Origin of the sequence: Bacillus sp. PSXD-155 (assembly GCF_049310765.1) — a bacterium.
Classification (GTDB): domain Bacteria; phylum Bacillota; class Bacilli; order Bacillales; family Bacillaceae_G; genus Bacillus_A; species Bacillus_A cereus.
Genome location: NZ_JBMOWC010000009.1, coordinates 159,209 through 178,413, shown reverse-complemented (window position 1 = coordinate 178,413; position 19,205 = coordinate 159,209). Strand labels below are relative to the sequence as shown.

The window sequence follows — 19,205 nt, the reverse complement described above, 5'->3', positions numbered from 1 at the left end:
CGAGCATAGATGAATTTAGAAACAATTATTGGTTTAGAGGTTCACGTTGAGTTAAAAACAAATTCGAAAATTTTCTCTGCGAGTCCAACAGAATTCGGAGCGGAGCCAAATACACAAACAAGTGTAATTGACTTAGGATACCCAGGGGTACTTCCTACTTTAAATAAAGAAGCAGTTAACTTTGCAATGAAAGCTGCAATGGCATTAAACTGTGAAATCGCAACGGAAACAAAGTTTGACCGTAAAAACTATTTCTATCCAGATAACCCGAAAGCTTACCAAATCTCTCAATTTGATAAGCCAATTGGTGAAAATGGTTGGATTGAAATCGAAGTAGACGGTAAAAAGAAACGTATCGGTATTACACGTCTTCATTTAGAAGAAGATGCTGGTAAATCAACGCATACAGCTGATGGTTCATTAGTAGACTACAACCGTCAAGGTATGCCTTTAATCGAGATCGTATCTGAGCCAGATATGCGTACGCCAGAAGAAGCATATGCATACTTAGAGAAGTTAAAATCAATCATTCAATACACTGGTGTATCTGATTGTAAGATGGAAGAAGGTTCTCTGCGTTGTGATGCGAACATTTCTCTTCGTCCAGTTGGACAAGAGAAGTTCGGTACAAAAGCGGAACTGAAAAACTTAAACTCATTCACTTACGTACAAAAAGGTCTTGAGCACGAGCAAGTGCGCCAAGAAAAAGAACTGTTATCTGGTGGTATCATCCAACAAGAAACACGTCGTTATGATGAAGCAACGAAGAAAACAATCTTAATGCGTGTGAAAGAAGGATCTGACGATTACCGTTACTTCCCGGAGCCAGACTTAGTTGAACTTTACATCGACGATGAGTGGAAAGAAGCAGTTCGAGCTTCTATTCCAGAACTTCCAGATGCACGTAAAGCTCGCTACGTTGCAGAACTAGGCTTACCAGCTTATGATGCACACGTGTTAACATTAACGAAAGAGATGTCTGATTTCTTTGAAGTAACTGTTGCAGACGGTGCTGATGCGAAATTAACATCGAACTGGTTAATGGGTGAAGTACTTGCATACTTAAACAAACAACAAAAAGAATTAAAAGACGTTGCATTAACGCCTGCTGGTTTATCTAAAATGGTTCAATTAATTGAAAAAGGTACAATTTCTTCTAAAATCGCGAAGAAAGTATTTAACGAATTAATTGAAAAAGGTGGAGACCCAGAAGAAATCGTTAAAGCGAAAGGTCTTGTTCAAATTTCTGACGAGGGTACACTTCGTAAAGTTGTAACAGAAATTCTTGATAATAATGAGCAATCTATCGAAGACTTTAAAAACGGTAAAGACCGTGCAATTGGCTTCTTAGTTGGTCAAATTATGAAAGCTACAAAAGGACAAGCAAATCCACCGCTTGTTAACAAAATCTTACTTGAAGAGATTAATAAGCGATAATAGTAGTGACTTTTAAAGATTAAGCAGAAAAACACCCGTACATGGGTGTTTTTCTAGGTTAATCAAACGTTTGTTTAAATGAGACAAAATCGTTTAAACAAACGTTTGATTAACTGTCAAAAGTGGAAAAATGTTTGTATAGCAACTATGGTATGATAGTTGCAAAAAGGTGGGAATAATGATAAATCTAAACATAGAGGTTTTTTTCATCTCATGAAATAATAGATAGTTATTATTCGTTATATGTAAATTTTTATGGAAGAATGGATAGAAATAAAGTGAAACTTTAATCAGTGGGAGGTTCATCCAAAGCTGATTATTAGCCCTCACCAATCGGGCATTTACTGCCCGCAAATAGCGGGATAAATTTTGGAGGCAAATAAAAAGCCATTGAAATGAATATTTACTTTTGATGGACTACACGAATCGGGTTCTTACTGCCTGTTTGAGCGGGATAAAAGAAGGATAGCAAGATGAGAGGAGGTAGGCATGGGAATACTGAATAGAAGTTCAGTATGTTCTTTTTCGATACATAAAGAAATTTCCTGTGCTAATAAATGATGAAGCGAGCAAGAATTATTTATAATCCTACTTCTGGGCGTGAGCTATTTAAGAAGAGCTTACCAGAAGTATTACAAAAATTAGAACAAGCTGGCTATGAGACATCTTGTCATGCGACAACGGGTCCTGGAGACGCTACTGTGGCGGCGAGGCAAGCTGCGGATCGTAAGTTTGATGTTGTTATTGCTGCTGGTGGCGACGGTACATTAAATGAAGTAGTAAACGGTTTAGTTGGGCATGAATTCCGTCCGAAATTTGGAATTATTCCAGTTGGAACGACAAATGACTTTGCACGTGCAATTGGTGTACCTCGTTCTATTGAAGAGGCAGCAGATATTATTTGCGAAGGAAAAACAGTGCCATTAGACCTTGGTAGAGCGAACGATACATATTTTATTAACATCGCTGGTGGCGGTCGTATTACAGAATTAACATACGAAGTACCGAGTAAGTTAAAGACAGTATTAGGACAACTTGCTTATTACCTAAAAGGTATCGAGATGTTACCATCTTTGCATCCGACATATGTTGAAATTGAGTATGATGGAAAGTTACTACAAGAAGAAATTACGATGTTTTTAATTACGAATACTCGTTCAGTAGGTGGATTTGAAAAGGTAGCACCGTATGCATCTATTAACGATGGGTTATTTGACCTATTAGTACTGAAAAAAGGTTCTATCGCTGATTTAATTAAAGCAGCAACACAAGCACAACGTGGCGAGCATATTAATAATCCAAAAGTGTTATATACACAAGCGAACCGAATTAAAGTACATTCACCAGATAAACTAATGATTAATTTAGATGGTGAGTATGGTGGCGATGCACCGATGGAATTCGAAAATATATATCATTGTTTAGAACTATTTGTTCCTGAACATCAAGAGGATGCCCTGTAAAGGCATCCTTTTTTACTTTGTTAAAATGAATTGTAAATTGGGAGTTAGTTTGATTTTTATGGTATTTTTACAATTCTTTTATTTTACATCCATACTTTATTGATACACTGGAAGAGATAAGAAATGAGAGGTAGGGTGCTATGGAGAAGGTAAAGGCGATATTATTTGATAAAGATGGGACATTAATGGATTTTCATTCAATATGGATAAAAGTAGCTGAAGAGCTTGTAGCTGAATGTATAAGTTTATACCATTTACCAAGTACAATAGGGCAGACCTTATTAGAAGAGATTGGTGTAGAGGGAGCATTTGTTAATCCGAGGAGTGCAATAGCTGCTGGAACAAGCCTTGATGTAGCGAAGGGGCTTTGTAATTATATTGAGTCTGCTAGAGAAGAAGAGATGCATCAGTGGGTAAGTGAGAAGTTATTTTCCCTTATGTATGAGCATCGTTCGCATATGAAAATGACAGCGGATTTACCGAAAGTGTTACAGGCATTAAAAGATAAAGGATTTATATTAGGGGTTGTCACGGCGGATGATTTCGCACCAACAGAATTATTTTTAAAACAATATAAGTTGGAGAACTTTTTTGATTATATTATAGCCTCGGATACATTCCTTGCGCAAAAACCAGATAAAAAAATTATAGAAGTGTTTTGTGAGAAATTTAATTTAGAATCATGTGAGGTTGCGGTTGTTGGAGATACGCCAACTGATTTACATTTAGCTAAAAATGGCGATTGCTATGCAATTGGGGTGCTATCTGGTACGGGAGACCGTCCAACATTAGAACCACTTGCTGATTTAGTGTTAGATTCTGTTGGAGAGTTTATTTCTCAATCGGGTGAGTTTTTCTGGGAGAAAGAAAAGTCTAATGTGTAAGGAAAATAAGTCTATAAAGACTCTTAATGAGTCTTTATAGACTTATTTTTTATGCCTGGATACAAAGAATATAGGATAAATGCTAGAAAAGAAAGTTGGCATATATTTTGCAATAAGAAGAGAAAACAATGTAAAGAAAAGGATGGGGTACGCAATGAACACAAAAAAATTTGCTAAAGTAAATGAACAAATTCCAGGACCGAAAGCGGCATCTTTATTAGAACGCCGTCAAAATATAGTACCAAAAGGAGTAAGTAACGGCATCTCAACGTTTGTACAATCTGCAAATGGTGCTCTTGTAACAGATGTTGATGACAATCAGTACATTGATTTTGCAGGAGCAATCGGGACAATTAACGTAGGGCATTGTCATCCAACGGTTAAAGAAGCGCTCCATAAACAAGTCGATCAATACATTCATACTGGATTTAATGTCATGATGTATGAGCCATATATTGAATTAGCAGAAAAGCTTGCGGCATTGGCACCAGGAAGTTTCGATAAGCAAGTCCTCTTTTTAAATAGTGGTGCAGAAGCAGTTGAGAACGCGGTGAAAATCGCTCGTAAATATACGAAGAGACCTGGTATTATCGCATTTTCTAAAGGTTTCCACGGGCGTACATTAATGACAATGACGATGACAAGTAAAGTGAAGCCATATAAATTTGGGTTTGGTCCCTTTGCTCCAGAAGTATATAAAGCGCCATTTCCATACGAATACCGTCGCCCAGAGGGATTAACGGAAGAGCAGTATGATGATTTTATTATTGAAGAGTTTAAGAACTTCTTCATATCGGAAGTAGCACCAGAAACAATTGCAGCTGTTGTAATGGAACCTGTTCAAGGGGAAGGTGGATTTATCGTCCCAAGTAAGAAATTTGTTCAAGAAGTACGCCACATTTGTTCAGAGAACGGCATCTTATTTGTAGCGGATGAAATACAAACAGGCTTTAGTCGTACAGGAAAATATTTTGCAATTGATCACTATGATGTCGTTCCAGATTTAATTACAGTGTCTAAATCATTAGGTGCTGGTGTACCGATAAGTGGTGTCATTGGACGTAAAGAAATTATGAATGAATCTGCACCAGGTGAACTTGGTGGAACGTATGCAGGAAGTCCATTAGGATGTGCGGCTGCATTAGCTGTTCTCGATGTAATAGAAAATGAGAAATTAAATGATAGAGCGATAGAATTAGGAAAAGTCGTAATGAACCGATTCGAAGAGATGAAAAATAAATATCATTGCATCGGTGATGTGCGTGGGTTAGGAGCAATGTGTGCATTTGAGGTCGTTCAAGATCGTAAGATGAAAGCACCTGACAAAACGTTAACGGCTAATCTATGTGCAGAAGCAAATAAGCGTGGGTTACTTTTATTATCAGCAGGAACGTATGGAAATGTTATCCGTGTGTTAATGCCTTTAATTATTACAGATGAGCAACTTGAAGAAGGATTAACAATAATTGAAGAATCGTTGCAAGCTTGTTATGAGCAAACAAACATCGCTCGCGTGTAAAAACTCAAGTATAAATAGCAAACATTCTAGCTGACTCTATATTAAATGCAGAAAATTCACTTTATAATAAAGGTAGTAAAGTGGATCGATGGATTTGAAGTTAGGGGTGGCTAGGATGGTTGCAGAAAAGGAACGAGTGTTAATGGATTTAAAAGATGTATTTGAATATGCGTTTGACGAAATTTTTGTTACAGATGAGCAAGGGATCGTTGTGCGTGTAAATAGTACATGTGAAAGGCACTACCAACTAGCTGCAGAAGAGTTAGTTGGTAAGCATGTAAAAGAACTACAAAAGGATGGAATCTTTTATCCATCAGCGACATTAGAAGTGATTGAAAAAACGAGGCCAATTGAACTCGTTCAAACTACAAAATCAGGAGAGTATTTACACGTTCGTACAAGGCCTGTTTTTGATGATGAGGGAAATTTAAGAAGAGTGATTAGTTATTCTCGCGACCTTACTGAACTCTATCAATTACGTCAAAAGGTAGAGGAAATGGATAATCAGCTAAAAACATATAAAAAAGAATTAAGAGAAACATATGAGCATGAAGGACTTATTTTTAAAAGTCTAGCTATGCAAAAAATAGTCGATACAATCAAAAAAGTATCTGTAGTGGATAGTACTGTTCTCGTTTTAGGCGAGACTGGAGTAGGAAAAAGTCGATTAGTACGCCATTTACATGAAGTGAGTCATCGGAAGAATGAAAGTTTCTATGAAATTAATTGTGCGGCATTGCCAACTAATTTAATTGAATCGGAGCTTTTTGGATATTCAGGTGGATCTTTTACAGGTGCGAATCGTGAAGGGAAAAAGGGACTATTAGAATCCGCGCATAAAGGAACTCTTTTTTTAGATGAAATCGGTGAAATGCCGCTTGAAATTCAAGCGAAGCTTTTGCAAGTATTGCAAGAAAAAACATTTCGTCCTATAGGCGGAAGAGAATTAAAAAAAGTAGATGTTCGAATTGTGGCGGCAACAAATAGAGATTTAAGCGAGATGGTGAAACAAGGAACATTTCGGAAAGATTTATACTATCGTTTGAATGTCATTCCAATTGCAATTCCCCCGCTTAGGGAAAGAACAGAAGATATTTTGCCGCTTATTTATCATTACTTGCAGCACTTTAATAAAAAGTACGGACGTGATGTGAAACTAGCGCCGAGTACGTTACAAATTTTTGTTGGATATCCGTGGGAAGGGAACAATAGAGAAATAGAGAATGTAATTGAGAGAATTGTTATTACTGTTGATGATGTTGTAACGGTAGAGGATTTGCCACTCTCTATGCAAGAGGCTGCAGTTGAACAATCGGGGCAAAGCCTTTATAAAATGCTGGAAGAGGTAGAGAGAAATATAATTCTTAAAGCGTATAAAACGTATGGATCAAGTTATAAAGTGGCTGAGTTTTTGCAAATTAGTCAATCTGCTGCTACTAGGAAAATTAAGAAGTTCATAGAGGAGGAAGAAAACATTGGATAAAAAGGCGATGTATATAAATGGTGAGTGGATTACACTACAAGAACAAATTGAAGTAAATAATCCTGCGACGAAGGAAATATTTGCAACTGTACCAAAAGGTGGAGTAACAGAGGCAAAGCAAGCTGTTGATGCTGCACATGAAGCTTTTAAAACGTGGTCTAAGTTAACGGCAGCAGATCGTGCCACGAAGTTAAAAAAGTGGTTCATGCTTATTGATAAGAATAAAGAAGAGATCGCAGCGATTATGACGAAGGAACAAGGAAAGCCGTTTGCAGAAGCGCTTGGTGAAGTAAATTATGCAAATAGTTTTGTTGAATGGTATGCAGAAGAGGGGAAACGTGTATATGGTGAAATGATTCCTGCTTCTCATCCGAATAAGCGCATTTTAGTTATGAAGCAACCAGTTGGCGTTATGGCAGCTATTACACCTTGGAACTTCCCGGCAGCGATGATTACGAGAAAGGTAGCCCCAGCGCTTGCAGCAGGCTGTACAGCCGTTGTGAAACCGGCGAGTCAAACGCCATTAACTGCATTGAAATTAGCTGAATTAGCCCATGAAGCAGATATTCCAAAGGGCGTAATCAATATCGTAACAGGTAGTGCAAAAGCAATTGCTGATACATGGATGGAAGATAGTCGCGTTCGAAAAGTGTCCTTTACAGGGTCAACGGAAATCGGGAAAGAGTTAATGGCTAGTGCGGCGCAAACGATGAAAAAAGTTTCGCTTGAGTTAGGTGGACACGCTCCGTTTATCGTAATGAATGATGCAGATTTAGATAAAGCAGTAGAAGCGGTGATTGGTTCGAAATTCCGTAATGCAGGACAAACGTGTATATGTACAAACCGAGTATTCGTTCAAGAAGAAGTATACGAAGTATTTGTAGAGAAGTTCCAAAAGGCAGTAGGGCAGTTGAAAGTAGGAGACGGTTTCGGTGACGGAACGACTGTCGGGCCACTTATTGATGAGAATGCAGTTTCAAAAGTACAAGAACATATTGAAGATGCTATTCAAAAAGGTGGAACAGTTTTATATGGTGGTCAAAAGGTCGCAGAGTTAGAGGGACATTTCATTCAACCGACTGTAATTGGGTTGGCAAATGATACGATGCTTTGTATGAATGAAGAAACATTTGGGCCAGTGGCACCAGTTGCGAAATTTAAAACAGTTGATGAAGTAATCGAACGTGCAAACAATACACCATACGGTTTAGCTGCGTATATTTTCACGAAAGACATTAGCCAAGCATTCCAAATTAGTGAAGCGTTAGAGTACGGTATTATCGGTCTAAACGATGGTCTTCCATCAGTTGCACAAGCACCATTCGGTGGATTTAAAGAAAGTGGTATTGGCCGTGAAGGAGGCCATTTCGGCATCGAGGAATATTTAGAAATTAAATATATTTCATTAGGACTATAAGTAGTATACTAGAATCTCTATAAGGTAACAGAGAAGGAGATTCTAGTATGGTATATTGGCTATTATTACTTGTTACAATTATTTTTGAAGTAGCTGGAACAATCGCAATGAAACTATCAAATGGTTTAACAAAGCTCGTTCCAAGTGTACTTATTTTCGTATTTTATGGAATTTGTTTCAGCGTGTTTGCTATCGTCGTTAAAAAGATTCATTTAAGTATTGCTTATGCCATTTGGTCTGGCGTTGGAACGTTACTTATTACAATCATTAGTGTGTACTTTTTTAAAGAGCATATTAGTTTATTCCAAGCATTTTGTATTCTCTTTATCGTATTAGGAGTAATTGGGCTTAAAGTATCATCAGCATCATAAAAGGCTATCTTCCTGTGTGGAAGATAGCCTTTTACTTTTATCCCGCTATTTTCCGGGCAGTAAGACCCCTACCTCAAAATTCAGCGAAAGCAAAGAAGTTAGATGGGGAATCGGGCTGCCCGGAAAAGCCCAATTGGTGAGGGCTGATTAAAGTTTCACTTTATTAAAACGCCCAGTTACCTTTACGGAAGATAGGCTCATGTCTGTCATCAGCTGTAATACCGTCGATATCAAGCTCAGCTGATCCAATCATGAAGTCGTTGTGTGTGATACTAGCGTTTGCGCCGTTTTCAGCAAGTTCTTCTTTAGACATTGTTTTTCCGCCAACTAAGTTAAATGCATAAGCATTTCCGATTGCAAGGTGGCAAGATGCATTTTCGTCAAATAGTGTATTGTAGAATAAAACATTTGTGTTTGAAATTGGTGAGTCATGAGGTACTAAAGCTACTTCTCCTAAGAAGTGAGAACCTTCATCTGTTTCTACTAAATGTTTTAAAGCTTCTTCACCAGCTTCAGCTTTATAGTCTACGATACGTCCGTTTTCAAATGTTAACGTGAAATTATCGATAATATTACCTGCAAATACTAACGGTTTTGTACTAGAAACTTGGCCGTTTACACCTGTTTTAAGTGGCATTGTAAATACTTCTTCAGTTGGAATATTAGCCATAAATGGTACGTTTTTTTCATTTAAGCTACCAGCGCCAGCCCATACATGTTTTTCTGGAAGTTCGATTGTTAAATCTGTTCCAGGACCTGTATAGTGAAGAGCTTTATAATGCTTTTCGTTTAAGTAATCCACTTTTGTATGTAATGTTTCATCATGTTCTTTCCATGCTTCTACAGGATTTTCTAAATCAGCACGAGTAGCTTTGAAAATAGCATCCCATAACTTTGCTTCTTGTTCTTCTGGCGCTACGTCAGGGAATACTTTCGCAGCCCATTCTTTCGTAGGAACAGAAATTACACACCAGCTTACTTTATCGGCTTGTACGTAATCACGGTATACTTTCATCGCTTCTCCAGCTACTTTATGAGCTGTTGCGATACGTGTTGCCTCTACACCTTTTAATAAATCAGGGTTTTCTGCATAGATAGACATAAATGCAGCGCCTTCTTTTGCTAATTCTTCACGAGCATGTGCTTTCCAAGAAGGAAATTCAGAGAAAGCTTCTTCAGGAGCTAGATCGAACTTTAAGCGTGTTAACGTCTCATCATTCCAATCCACATATACGTGTTTTGCACCAGATTTATATGCTTTCTCTGTAACGAGGCGTACAAATTGTACAGCTTCAAGAGGTGCGCTAATTGATAAAGTTTGTCCTGGTTGAATATTAACACCAACATTAACTGCAAGAGCAGCATATTTCTCTAACGTTTGTTCAAATGACATATGTATAATCTCCTTTAATTTGAAAGATTTCTTACTATATATAATACAAGAAAATTCTAAAAATATATATAAATATAAAGTAAAAAGAGAGCTCAAAATGTATTGAGCTCTTACATTTACTTAATTGAAGAAGCAAACTGCTCTACAGTCGTTGTATGGTGTATACGAACGCGCTTCATCTTTAACAATTCATCAGGTTCACCCTTCATAATGAATTGTCCAGGTTTTGTTGTCGTCGCAAATTGATAATACTTCTTCGTTTCTGCAACAACCTTATCATCTACATGACCGAATGGATAAGCAATTGCGATAACAGGCTTACCTGTTATTTTTTCTAGCTTTTCTTTTGAACCTTTTAACTCTTCCTCATAGTTTGTAATTTTCGGCAAGTCTGCATGTGTGGCAGTATGAGATTGCACGGAGAAAATGCCGGAATCAACCATTTCGTTTATTTCAGAAGTAGACAATGCACCTTCTACATCAACGTTATCAACAATCATATATTCTGTTGCTGCCGGTTTAAAAGTATCATCTTTTAGCTTTTGTAAAACGCGAAATGCATTCATATTATTTTTCATACCGTCATCAAATGTAACAAAAATAGGCTTATTTACTTTATTTATATCGCCCCAGCGTTCAAACGTTAACAACGTATAACCATTGTCCTTTAAATGTTTCATTTGTGCTTCAAAGTTAGCTGGTGATACGAATAAGTCTTTAATACCTTGACCATGATAATCATCAATTGCGTGATACATAAGAACAGGAACCTTTTGTTCGAAAGTAATAGTAGATTTCGTAAGCGGGATTGTTTTCCCATCTTCCTTCATTCCTGTTGCTTCAATTTGGAACTCACCGCGTTTTCCTTCAAATTCCTTGATATCAAAAGGAAGTGTAAATTGTTCCTCCTTTTCTTTAGAAGAAAAAGGTTTAGCACGTTCCTTTCCATCAGCTGTGCGCCAAATTTTATATTGTACCTCAGTTAAATTATCTTTTATATCTGTCATATGAATAGCAGTATTTGTAGATTCGTGTGTAACGGGCTGATAAGAAATTTTACCTTGTTCTTGCATAGTTTCTGTTTGTTTCTTAACTTCTTGAACCTTTTTCTCTTTTTTAGGTTCCTGGCTTACATCACTAGTATTACAGCCTACTAGAATGGCAGATGTACATAAAGCAATTGCTGCGTATTTTCTCATAAAAATCACCTTCTATTGTGTAGTATGTTGCATATTGACATTAAAATCCCCACCGCTATAAGAGTGGTGGGGGTATACCCTTGTTCATCATATCATTTGAAGAAAATGAGGGGAATATGATTTTTAGGAGGTTATTAATGTAATAGATTAGTAACTTTGAATAGATGTGTTTTTTTGTTTCTTATTAGAATTAATAATAATATAACCGACTACAAAGATAAGAGGAATAATGAAGACATAGATAGGCATTCCCCATACATAATAGCTTTTCAGGGTTAAGACTAGTAAATGTAAGAAATCGAAAAGGGCGTGAATTTTCATAAGGTCCTCCAATGTTTTTTACAAATTATAACATTAAATACTTGTTATTTGTATAATTTGGAAAGTGATTTAAGCTAATTTTAAAGTAAGAAGAAGACTTATTAATATGCAATTTTGCATAAGGATATGTATTTTATTAAAATATAAAGATTTTATACTATAATAAAAACCGCTATAAAACTAAGTAAGAATAATGTATGGAGTGGAGAATAGAAATGAAATATAAAAAAATAATATATATCTTTTTCATATCGCTATTTATAGTTGGTTGCCAAAGTGAAGTGAGTAAAGCGAATAGTGTGGAAGAGTATATTCCATCGCATCTTATGAATGCGGAAGTGACGGCGGATATTATGACACTAGAATTTCCTTATGAGATAAAAGAGAAATTAGAGAAAATCGGAAATAAAATGAGTGATAGTATTACAAATAATTTAGATTGGTATTTGAAGTATGCCGAAGAAGAAATTATACCGAAAAAAACGTTTCCTTATCATCAAAACTTAGGTATTACAAAAGAAGAATATGATTTTATGATAGATAAAATGAATAATGCAGAATATATAAATACCAAAGACGGAAAACTCTTTTTTAAACAGAAAGATCATGAAATTCAAATTCTCTCTGATGAAAATTTGAAGCTAATTAAAAATATTCGAATTGATACAGAGAAGAATACAATTAAAACTCCTTTAGGAGAATGCGAATATGAAGGTGAAATAAAGGCGTCGGATGAACAAAAAGCTACTGGTCCATGGAGTGGGAAGATGTGGACTTTAAAAAGCGATGGATTACTTTATCATTTTTCATTAGGAAAGTTAAAAAACATAAACAAATCTATCATTTACATTTCAATAAAAGGTATATATAAAGATAGGATTATCAATACAGAAGAAGCAGTTGAATTTCACTCGATTTCATAAAGAATCAAAAAAATCACCTTACTCGTTAAAGTAAGGTGATTTTTTATTAAATAAACAATCCAGCGATTGTCGCAGATAAAATAGAAGCAAGTGTTGATGCAAATAGCATTTTCCAACCAAATTTAGAAACAACGCTTCCTTGTTTTTCAGAAAGGGCACGGATTGTACCAACGATTGCACCAATTTGGCTAATACTTGCGAAGCTAATTAAGAATACTGTAACGATTCCAACTGTACGTGGAGCTAATGTTGTAGCTGTGTCTTTTAAATCAAGGATTGCTACAAACTCATTTAAAACAATCTTCGTACCCATAATACCACCAGCTGGGATAATATCTTGAGTTGGAATACCCATTAAGAATGCGAATGGAGAAAGTACGTAACCGAAGATTTGTTGTAAAGTAACAGCATGTCCCATTGCGCCTGAAGCTGCACTAATTACGTAGTTTACAACTTCCATCACACCGATAAAGGCGATCATTAATGCGGCAACGATACCAGCGACTTTTAAACCATCAAGCGCACCGTTAATCATTGCGCCGATAAAGCTGTCTCCGAATAGAGTTCTATCAAATTTCTGAATCACTTCATCTTCTTTTTTCGTATCAACTGGTGTTAATAACGAACAAACGATTAAGCTTGAGAATAAATTTAGCGGAAGAGCTGCTAGTACGTATTTTGCATCTAACATCATTACGTATGATGCTGTAACAGAAGCAGAAACGGAGCTCATCGCAGAACAACAAATGATAAACATACGATTTTTATTGAAATGCTGTAAATCGTTTTTAATAACGATTAACGCTTCACTTGAACCGAAGAATACAGAGTTTACTGCGTGGAATGATTCAACGCGTGGTAAACCAGTAATTTTTGAAATAGCACCGCCGACAACGCGAACGATGAATGGTAAAACACCTAAATAACTAAAGATTGAAAGTAGTGCTGAGAAAAATACGATAATTAATAATACGTTTAAGAAAAAGACAAAATCTCTGTGAATTCCATTAAAGAGAAAATCGACACCTGTCGTACCAAGTTTAATTAGTTTGTTGAAAACTTTACTAATGAAAATAATGATTTGTTGACCAACCTTTGTAGCAAACATAAACCAACCGATTAAAATTTGGAAACCAATCATAATTGCAATTGCACGGAAGTTGATTTTACTTTTGTTGTTTGACAAAGCAAAACATAAACCTAACACGGCAAGAATACCGATAATGCTCATTACATATTGCATGTAGTTGCCCCTTTCAGAAGTTCGTATAAAGTTTGTACATAAAACGCTCGTTATATTACTAAAAATAAAAGAACGAGGTTTTATGTCATACGTAAGATGTCTGACCTTTTAGAAAAATAAAAATAAAAAAAGACCCATATGGATTCACTTTCATCTATGAGAGAAAGCTAATCAATATGAGTCCTTTTTTGCGCATAGGCTAATATTCATTAGTTTTCCCCATAGTCCAGCAATTTAAGGTTGCCGGGTAGAAACTCTCGATCCATATTATCAAGTATATATGAGGTAACATCGTCCGTATTAAATTAGTAGTAGCGTAACATTAACAGAGAACTATCGTCAATAGCTTTTTTTCTTCCAATAGAAAAAGACCATATAAGTATGATAAAATGTAACGCAGTGTTATGAAAAAGAGAGGTCGGAAAATGAGTACTAAAATGACGCCACCAGTTGAGAAAAACGAGTTTATAGATGTAGTATTTGAAGATTTAACACATGATGGTGCCGGTGTTGCGAAAGTAAAGGGCTATCCTATTTTCGTTAAAAACGGATTACCAGGTGAAGAAGCGCAAATTAAAATTATTAAAGTGAAGAAAAACTTCGCATTTGGTCGTTTAATGAAGCTTCATACAGAAAGTCCATATCGTAAAGATGCAGAATGCCCAGTATATAACCAGTGCGGCGGTTGTCAGCTTCAGCATTTAACTTATGAAGGACAGTTACAAGCGAAAGAAAAACAAGTACGTGACGTTATGCAGCGTATCGGAGGACTAGGTGATGTTCCTGTTCATCCTGTACTTGGCATGAAGAACCCGTGGGTATATCGCAATAAAGCACAAGTACCAATCGGAGAACGTGAAGGCGGACTTGTAGCTGGTTTCTATCGCCAAGGAACGCATGACATCATTAATATGGAATCATGCTTAATTCAGGCAGAAGAAAACGATACATTAATTCAAGAAGTAAAACGTATTTGTGAAAAGCACGGTATCACTGCATACAACGAAGAGCGTAACAAAGGAACACTTCGTCACGTAATGGCTCGTTACGGACAAGTAACAGGGGAAATTATGCTTGTCTTCATTACACGTACAGCAGAATTGCCGAACAAAAAAGCGATCATTGAAGAAATTGCAGCGAAATTCCCAGAAGTAAAATCAATCGTTCAAAACGTAAATACGAAGCGTACAAACGTAATTTTCGGAGACAAAACGACAGTACTATACGGATCAGAATATATTTATGACTTTATCGGTGACATTAAATTTGCGATTTCAGCACGTTCATTCTATCAAGTAAACCCAGAACAAACGAAAGTGCTATACGATAAAACGTTAGAATACGCAAAATTAAATGGTAACGAAACCGTAATCGATGCCTATTGCGGAATCGGATCAATCTCGTTGTTCCTAGCGCAAAAAGCGAAAAAAGTGTACGGCGTTGAAATCGTCCCAGAAGCAATTGAAGACGCAAACCGAAATGCAGCACTAAACAACATGACAAACGCTGAATTTGGTGTAGGAGAAGCAGAAGTAGTCATTCCAAAATGGTATAAAGAAGGCGTAATTGCTGACACAATGGTCGTAGACCCACCGCGTAAAGGCTGTGATGAAGCATTACTAAACACAATCATCGACATGAAGCCAAACCGCGTCGTATACGTATCGTGTAACCCAGCAACATTAGCACGTGATTTAAAAGTACTAGAAGAAGGCGGATATAAAACACAGGAAGTACAACCTGTTGATATGTTCCCGCATACGACGCATGTGGAGTGTGTGGCTTGGCTTAAGTTAGTATAATAGGAAAGCAGTTGATATAGAAAAAATCTATACCATCTGCTTTTTGGTTTACAAAAATACCATTCATAAGCGATTTTAGTTAAAATAAATATTGCTGATTTTCACAAATTATAAATTGAGATTTTGAAATTGTATTCATAGTGAGAGGATTTGAATTTGAAATGATAGATAATTTTTGGCGTGAATTACCACGACCATTTTTCGTACTTGCACCAATGGAAGATGTGACAGACGTTGTTTTCCGTCACGTAGTAAGTGAAGCTGGTCGTCCGGACGTATTCTTCACAGAGTTTACAAACTCGGATAGCTATTGTCATCCAGAAGGTATGAAAAGTGTACGTGGCCGTTTAATTTTTACAGAAGACGAGCAGCCGATGGTAGCACATATTTGGGGAGACAATCCCGAATACTTCCGTCAAATGAGTATTGGTATGGCAGAACTAGGATTTAAAGGCATCGATATTAATATGGGTTGCCCAGTACCGAATGTAGCATCGAGAGGAAAAGGCAGTGGCCTTATTCTACGTCCAGACGTTGCAGCAGAACTTATCCAAGCAGCAAAAGCGGGCGGACTACCTGTCAGCGTAAAAACAAGACTTGGCTTTAAAGAGTTAAGCGAGTGGGAAGATTGGTTAACTCACATTTTCAAACAAGATATTGCAAACCTTTCTATTCATTTACGCACAAGAGAAGAAATGAGCCAAGTAGATGCGCACTGGGAACTAATTCCGGAAATTAAAAAATTACGTGATCGCATTGCACCCAATACGTTAATAACAATCAATGGAGACATCCTTGATCGTAAAATGGGGCTGGAACTTGCTGAAAAATACGGCATTGATGGCGTAATGATCGGACGAGGCATCTTCAAAAATCCATTTGCTTTTGAAAAAGAGCCAAGAGAGCATAGCAGTAAAGAGCATCTAGATCTTTTAAGACTACAACTTGATCTTCAAGATCAATATGCAGAAGTACTGCCACGCTCAATCACAGGACTTCATCGCTTCTTCAAAATTTATGTAAAAGGCTTCCCTGGAGCTGCTGAATTGAGAAATCAATTGATGAGTACGAAATCTACTGATGAGGTGCGTGCTTTGTTGGATAGGTTTGAGGATAGTGTTGGTGTGGCTCAGGATAGTGAGACGGTTTAACTTTTAAGCAGTTAAATCATTTCATATGTAGTGTATGACATGAGTGAGTTGAAAATAAGCGTAGAGCTGGAAAAGAACAGTGTATTTGAGAAATCAAAGCACTGTTTTTTTCTTTTAGTTAATGTTAAGAGAGAAATCTTTTTAAAGGCATATAAAAAACACGTAAGAGCTCGGTAGATACAATGATAGAGAAAAGTTCGGGTAAGACTATAAAACATATCTTTAAAATGTTAAAGTATTAATTTAGCGGACAATAACTAAAAGGTTAGATTTAAACATGATAATTTAAAGCACGTTATAGGATAAACTTTAACTGCTGAATAAATAATCAACATTTCAGGAGGAAACCCAATGGCAATGAGCAACAACGATATATTAAAAAGAGTAAGATACGCTTTAGATATAAAAGATATAGATATGGTAGAAATCTTTAAACTAGGCGGGATGGAAGTAACGAAAGAAGACGTAGTTGATATGCTTACAAAAATAAAGAAAACTCCGCAACATGAAGCTGAAAATGATGATGTAATCGAAGATGAGTACGTACTAACATGCGATATGATGATGTTAGAGGCATTTTTAAATGGATTTATTACGTTAAAAAGAGGAAAGCAAGATCCGAAACCAGGGCAGCCTGCACCTGTACAGAGCAAGGAGAGTGCCAATAACCTTCTTCTAAAGAAAATGAAAATCGCACTATCTTTAACGAGTGAGGATGTACTTGATATATTAGATAGCGTAGGCGTTACGGTAACAAAAGGAGAGTTAGGCGCTCTATTAAGAAAAAAAGGTCATAAAAATTACAAAGAGTGCGGCGATAGATACGCAAGGAATTTCATTAAGGGATTAGGTGTAAAGTATAGAGGGTAAGTACTGTAGCATTTATGGTAAAGCAGTAAATGATATAATAGGTAGAGTAGGACGTTCGTATCCTACTCTTTTTTATTTGTAAAAATACTATGCTAGGTGATGAAATGGTACATACATATTTAGGTGAGACGATTAATTTTCATATAACTTATAAGAAGAAAAAGTCCGTGCGTCTTTTTGTAGATTCATACGGAAATGTGGAAGTGCAGGCTCCGAAAGGAACACCTGTTGAATACTTAGTTCAGTTGCTAGAGGAGAAGTGGGATTGGATTCAGACAACACGTAAGGAAATGCAGGAGCGAGCGCATGGACCACAGGAAAAGGATTATGATCAAGGAGAGGGCTTTTTGTATTTAGGGAATACGTATCCGATACAGATTTCCAAAGATGCCAGTATTACGCAAGACAATGCGGTGTTTGAAGGAGATAAGCTACATATTTATGTGAAAGAGCTTAAGGATGAGAAAATACAGCAAGCTTTAAAACGATTTTATTATAAGCAGTGTAAAACTTTAGTAGAGAAGAGTATTAAAGCGCATCAAAGCAATTTCAAAACAAAACCACGTTCTATTCGTATTACAGATAGTAGTCGTACTTGGGGTACTTGCGATTCGAATTTACAACTAACATTCAATTGGAAGCTAGCGATGGCACCACAGCGAGTAATTGATTATGTAGTTGTTCATGAAATGTGTCATATGGTTCATTTAAATCATGATCGCTCTTTTTGGCGTCTTGTTGGGAAGATAATGCCTGATTATAAGGAAATGGAGAACTGGTTAGCGTTATCTAGTTGGAAGATGACGGTTTAGGAAGGGATATCGATTTTTGTCGGTAAATCGATATTTCTTGTCGAATCGTTGATATATTGTGAGTTTTGATAGATATATTTTAAAAATCGTTGATATATTGTAAGTTATGATAGATATATTCGAAAAATCGTTGATATAATTTCATTTACTACAGGATTGTTCAACAAATCGAAAAGAGGAGATGTCACAAGGGACATCTCCTCTTTTCGAGTACATAGATTATCGTCCAAACTTCACAACAAAATCCCCATCCACTTTCTCCATCTCATACCCACGATACCCTTCCGAAAGCAAAGCCTGCTGTCCACTAGCATCACTCATTAGAATACTTTGAATATCCGTCCAATCTCTTTCTTTATCTCCGCGCAATTTCTTCACAAAAACATACCGCAGACTACCACCATACTTCTCCTTCAGCGCAGCAATCTCCATCCCTTGCGCAAATTTATCCTTCAAACTCGGGATGTTAAAAGGAGCAACGGTGCAGCATACATAATCGTATTTGCTATCTTCTTTTTGCAATTCTTCCATAATGACTTTTGCTAATATTTTTTGCATCCCATTTCCTCTGCATCCCGGATGAACGTTTGAGATTTCTTGATAGATGACGCGGTGCAGTTCACTTTCTGATAGACCAATATCAAGCCCTAAATGTTCATCGTCGATAGGAGGGACGAGTAGAGCGCGAAATGCGATGAGTTCGTTTTCGATAAAAGCACCGATCATCATGCCGTTTCCTTCTAGAATGTATTGAAATTCTTCTTGTGAGAGTGGTTGTAAACGACTTTTATCTTCTAGTACTTCAACTACGATGTTTTGTAGTGATAAAATTTGTTCGATGTGCTCTAGTGATAGTAATGTAACGTGAAATGATTCGTTATTTTGTTTTAATGTTCCTTCGTATAGAACCGTCATAT

General features: G+C 36.6%; 16 protein-coding genes and 1 riboswitch. Of the genes, 12 read left to right on the top strand and 4 right to left on the bottom strand.

The genetic code is table 11. The annotated features are described in order from the left end of the window. Nucleotides 1-9: 9 nt before the first annotated feature. The 7 genes from gatB (at nt 10) to ACO6VI_RS13300 (ending at nt 8,574) form a co-directional block, all read left to right on the top strand. Entirely contained in the window at nt 10-1,437 is a 1,428-nt protein-coding gene (gatB, locus tag ACO6VI_RS13330; RefSeq protein WP_422423472.1) for an Asp-tRNA(Asn)/Glu-tRNA(Gln) amidotransferase subunit GatB, read from the top strand. A 557-nt stretch (nt 1,438-1,994) separates the two neighbouring features. Beyond that, a complete protein-coding gene (locus ACO6VI_RS13325) occupies nt 1,995-2,900 on the top strand; it encodes a diacylglycerol kinase (protein ID WP_000977679.1) in 906 nt (301 codons plus the stop codon). Between the two features lie 140 nt (nt 2,901-3,040). After that, entirely contained in the window at nt 3,041-3,784 is a 744-nt protein-coding gene (locus tag ACO6VI_RS13320; RefSeq protein ID WP_047792104.1) for an HAD family hydrolase, read from the top strand. A 154-nt stretch (nt 3,785-3,938) separates the two neighbouring features. Then, entirely contained in the window at nt 3,939-5,303 is a 1,365-nt protein-coding gene (gene gabT / locus ACO6VI_RS13315; protein ID WP_202626576.1) for a 4-aminobutyrate--2-oxoglutarate transaminase, read from the top strand. Nucleotides 5,304-5,418: 115 nt separating this feature from the next. Next, complete coding sequence (locus tag ACO6VI_RS13310) at nt 5,419-6,786, top strand: sigma-54 interaction domain-containing protein (RefSeq protein ID WP_161520404.1); 1,368 nt, start codon at nt 5,419-5,421, stop codon at nt 6,784-6,786. Between the two features lie 7 nt (nt 6,787-6,793). After that, the gene (gabD, locus tag ACO6VI_RS13305) at nt 6,794-8,203 is read left to right on the top strand and encodes an NADP-dependent succinate-semialdehyde dehydrogenase (protein ID WP_002004316.1); all 1,410 of its coding nucleotides are present in this window, start codon (nt 6,794-6,796) and stop codon (nt 8,201-8,203) included. A 47-nt stretch (nt 8,204-8,250) separates the two neighbouring features. Further along, nucleotides 8,251-8,574, top strand: a complete 324-nt coding sequence (locus tag ACO6VI_RS13300; RefSeq protein ID WP_000263262.1) for a DMT family transporter — start codon at nt 8,251-8,253, stop codon at nt 8,572-8,574. Nucleotides 8,575-8,737: 163 nt separating this feature from the next. On the opposite strand, the gene ACO6VI_RS13295 is transcribed toward ACO6VI_RS13300, so the two are convergent. Continuing rightward, a complete protein-coding gene (locus ACO6VI_RS13295) occupies nt 8,738-9,967 on the bottom strand; it encodes an aminopeptidase (RefSeq protein WP_161520403.1) in 1,230 nt (409 codons plus the stop codon). A 116-nt stretch (nt 9,968-10,083) separates the two neighbouring features. Next, a complete protein-coding gene (locus ACO6VI_RS13290) occupies nt 10,084-11,166 on the bottom strand; it encodes a polysaccharide deacetylase family protein (RefSeq protein ID WP_161520402.1) in 1,083 nt (360 codons plus the stop codon). A gap of 536 nt (nt 11,167-11,702) precedes the next feature. Between ACO6VI_RS13290 and ACO6VI_RS13285 the strand changes: the two genes are divergently transcribed. Beyond that, nucleotides 11,703-12,410, top strand: coding sequence for a hypothetical protein (locus ACO6VI_RS13285; RefSeq protein WP_161520401.1), 708 nt, complete (start codon nt 11,703-11,705; stop codon nt 12,408-12,410). 46 nt (nt 12,411-12,456) lie between these two features. On the opposite strand, the gene ACO6VI_RS13280 is transcribed toward ACO6VI_RS13285, so the two are convergent. Next, on the bottom strand, nt 12,457-13,653 hold the full coding sequence (locus tag ACO6VI_RS13280) for a NupC/NupG family nucleoside CNT transporter (protein WP_001200494.1): 1,197 nt from the start codon (nt 13,651-13,653) through the stop codon (nt 12,457-12,459). 202 nt (nt 13,654-13,855) lie between these two features. Beyond that, nucleotides 13,856-13,957: riboswitch (purine riboswitch) on the bottom strand. Nucleotides 13,958-14,078: 121 nt separating this feature from the next. Here ACO6VI_RS13280 and rlmD point away from each other — a divergent pair. From rlmD to ACO6VI_RS13260, 4 genes are all read left to right on the top strand, one after another. Further along, the gene (rlmD, locus tag ACO6VI_RS13275; protein WP_000105032.1) at nt 14,079-15,455 is read left to right on the top strand and encodes a 23S rRNA (uracil(1939)-C(5))-methyltransferase RlmD; all 1,377 of its coding nucleotides are present in this window, start codon (nt 14,079-14,081) and stop codon (nt 15,453-15,455) included. Between the two features lie 161 nt (nt 15,456-15,616). Continuing rightward, nucleotides 15,617-16,606 (top strand): tRNA dihydrouridine synthase, encoded by a 990-nt coding sequence (locus ACO6VI_RS13270; RefSeq protein WP_016083712.1) that lies wholly within the window; start codon nt 15,617-15,619, stop codon nt 16,604-16,606. Nucleotides 16,607-16,957: 351 nt separating this feature from the next. Further along, nucleotides 16,958-17,476 carry a DUF1456 family protein gene (locus ACO6VI_RS13265; protein ID WP_161520400.1) on the top strand — a complete coding sequence of 173 codons (519 nt, stop codon included), beginning with the start codon at nt 16,958-16,960 and terminating at the stop codon, nt 17,474-17,476. 104 nt (nt 17,477-17,580) lie between these two features. Continuing rightward, nucleotides 17,581-18,288 (top strand): M48 family metallopeptidase, encoded by a 708-nt coding sequence (locus ACO6VI_RS13260; protein WP_161520399.1) that lies wholly within the window; start codon nt 17,581-17,583, stop codon nt 18,286-18,288. Between the two features lie 219 nt (nt 18,289-18,507). On the opposite strand, the gene ACO6VI_RS13255 is transcribed toward ACO6VI_RS13260, so the two are convergent. Then, on the bottom strand, nt 18,508-19,203 hold the full coding sequence (locus ACO6VI_RS13255; protein WP_422423466.1) for a GNAT family N-acetyltransferase: 696 nt from the start codon (nt 19,201-19,203) through the stop codon (nt 18,508-18,510). Between the last annotated feature and the right edge of the window lie 2 nt (nt 19,204-19,205).

Bases quoted from the DNA above. Each gene is read 5' to 3' on its own strand.
- ACO6VI_RS13300 (WP_000263262.1), top strand. From the start codon at position 8,251: ATGGTATATTGGCTATTATTACTTGTTACAATTATTTTTGAAGTAGCT.
- ACO6VI_RS13290 (WP_161520402.1), bottom strand. From the start codon at position 11,166: ATGAGAAAATACGCAGCAATTGCTTTATGTACATCTGCCATTCTAGTA.
- ACO6VI_RS13320 (WP_047792104.1), top strand. From the start codon at position 3,041: ATGGAGAAGGTAAAGGCGATATTATTTGATAAAGATGGGACATTAATG.
- ACO6VI_RS13280 (WP_001200494.1), bottom strand. From the start codon at position 13,653: ATGCAATATGTAATGAGCATTATCGGTATTCTTGCCGTGTTAGGTTTA.
- ACO6VI_RS13310 (WP_161520404.1), top strand. From the start codon at position 5,419: ATGGTTGCAGAAAAGGAACGAGTGTTAATGGATTTAAAAGATGTATTT.
- ACO6VI_RS13270 (WP_016083712.1), top strand. From the start codon at position 15,617: ATGATAGATAATTTTTGGCGTGAATTACCACGACCATTTTTCGTACTT.
- gabD (WP_002004316.1), top strand. From the start codon at position 6,794: ATGTATATAAATGGTGAGTGGATTACACTACAAGAACAAATTGAAGTA.
- gabT (WP_202626576.1), top strand. From the start codon at position 3,939: ATGAACACAAAAAAATTTGCTAAAGTAAATGAACAAATTCCAGGACCG.
- ACO6VI_RS13260 (WP_161520399.1), top strand. From the start codon at position 17,581: ATGGTACATACATATTTAGGTGAGACGATTAATTTTCATATAACTTAT.
- ACO6VI_RS13265 (WP_161520400.1), top strand. From the start codon at position 16,958: ATGGCAATGAGCAACAACGATATATTAAAAAGAGTAAGATACGCTTTA.
- gatB (WP_422423472.1), top strand. From the start codon at position 10: ATGAATTTAGAAACAATTATTGGTTTAGAGGTTCACGTTGAGTTAAAA.
- ACO6VI_RS13325 (WP_000977679.1), top strand. From the start codon at position 1,995: ATGATGAAGCGAGCAAGAATTATTTATAATCCTACTTCTGGGCGTGAG.
- ACO6VI_RS13285 (WP_161520401.1), top strand. From the start codon at position 11,703: ATGAAATATAAAAAAATAATATATATCTTTTTCATATCGCTATTTATA.
- rlmD (WP_000105032.1), top strand. From the start codon at position 14,079: ATGAGTACTAAAATGACGCCACCAGTTGAGAAAAACGAGTTTATAGAT.
- ACO6VI_RS13295 (WP_161520403.1), bottom strand. From the start codon at position 9,967: ATGTCATTTGAACAAACGTTAGAGAAATATGCTGCTCTTGCAGTTAAT.
- ACO6VI_RS13255 (WP_422423466.1), bottom strand. From the start codon at position 19,203: ATGACGGTTCTATACGAAGGAACATTAAAACAAAATAACGAATCATTT.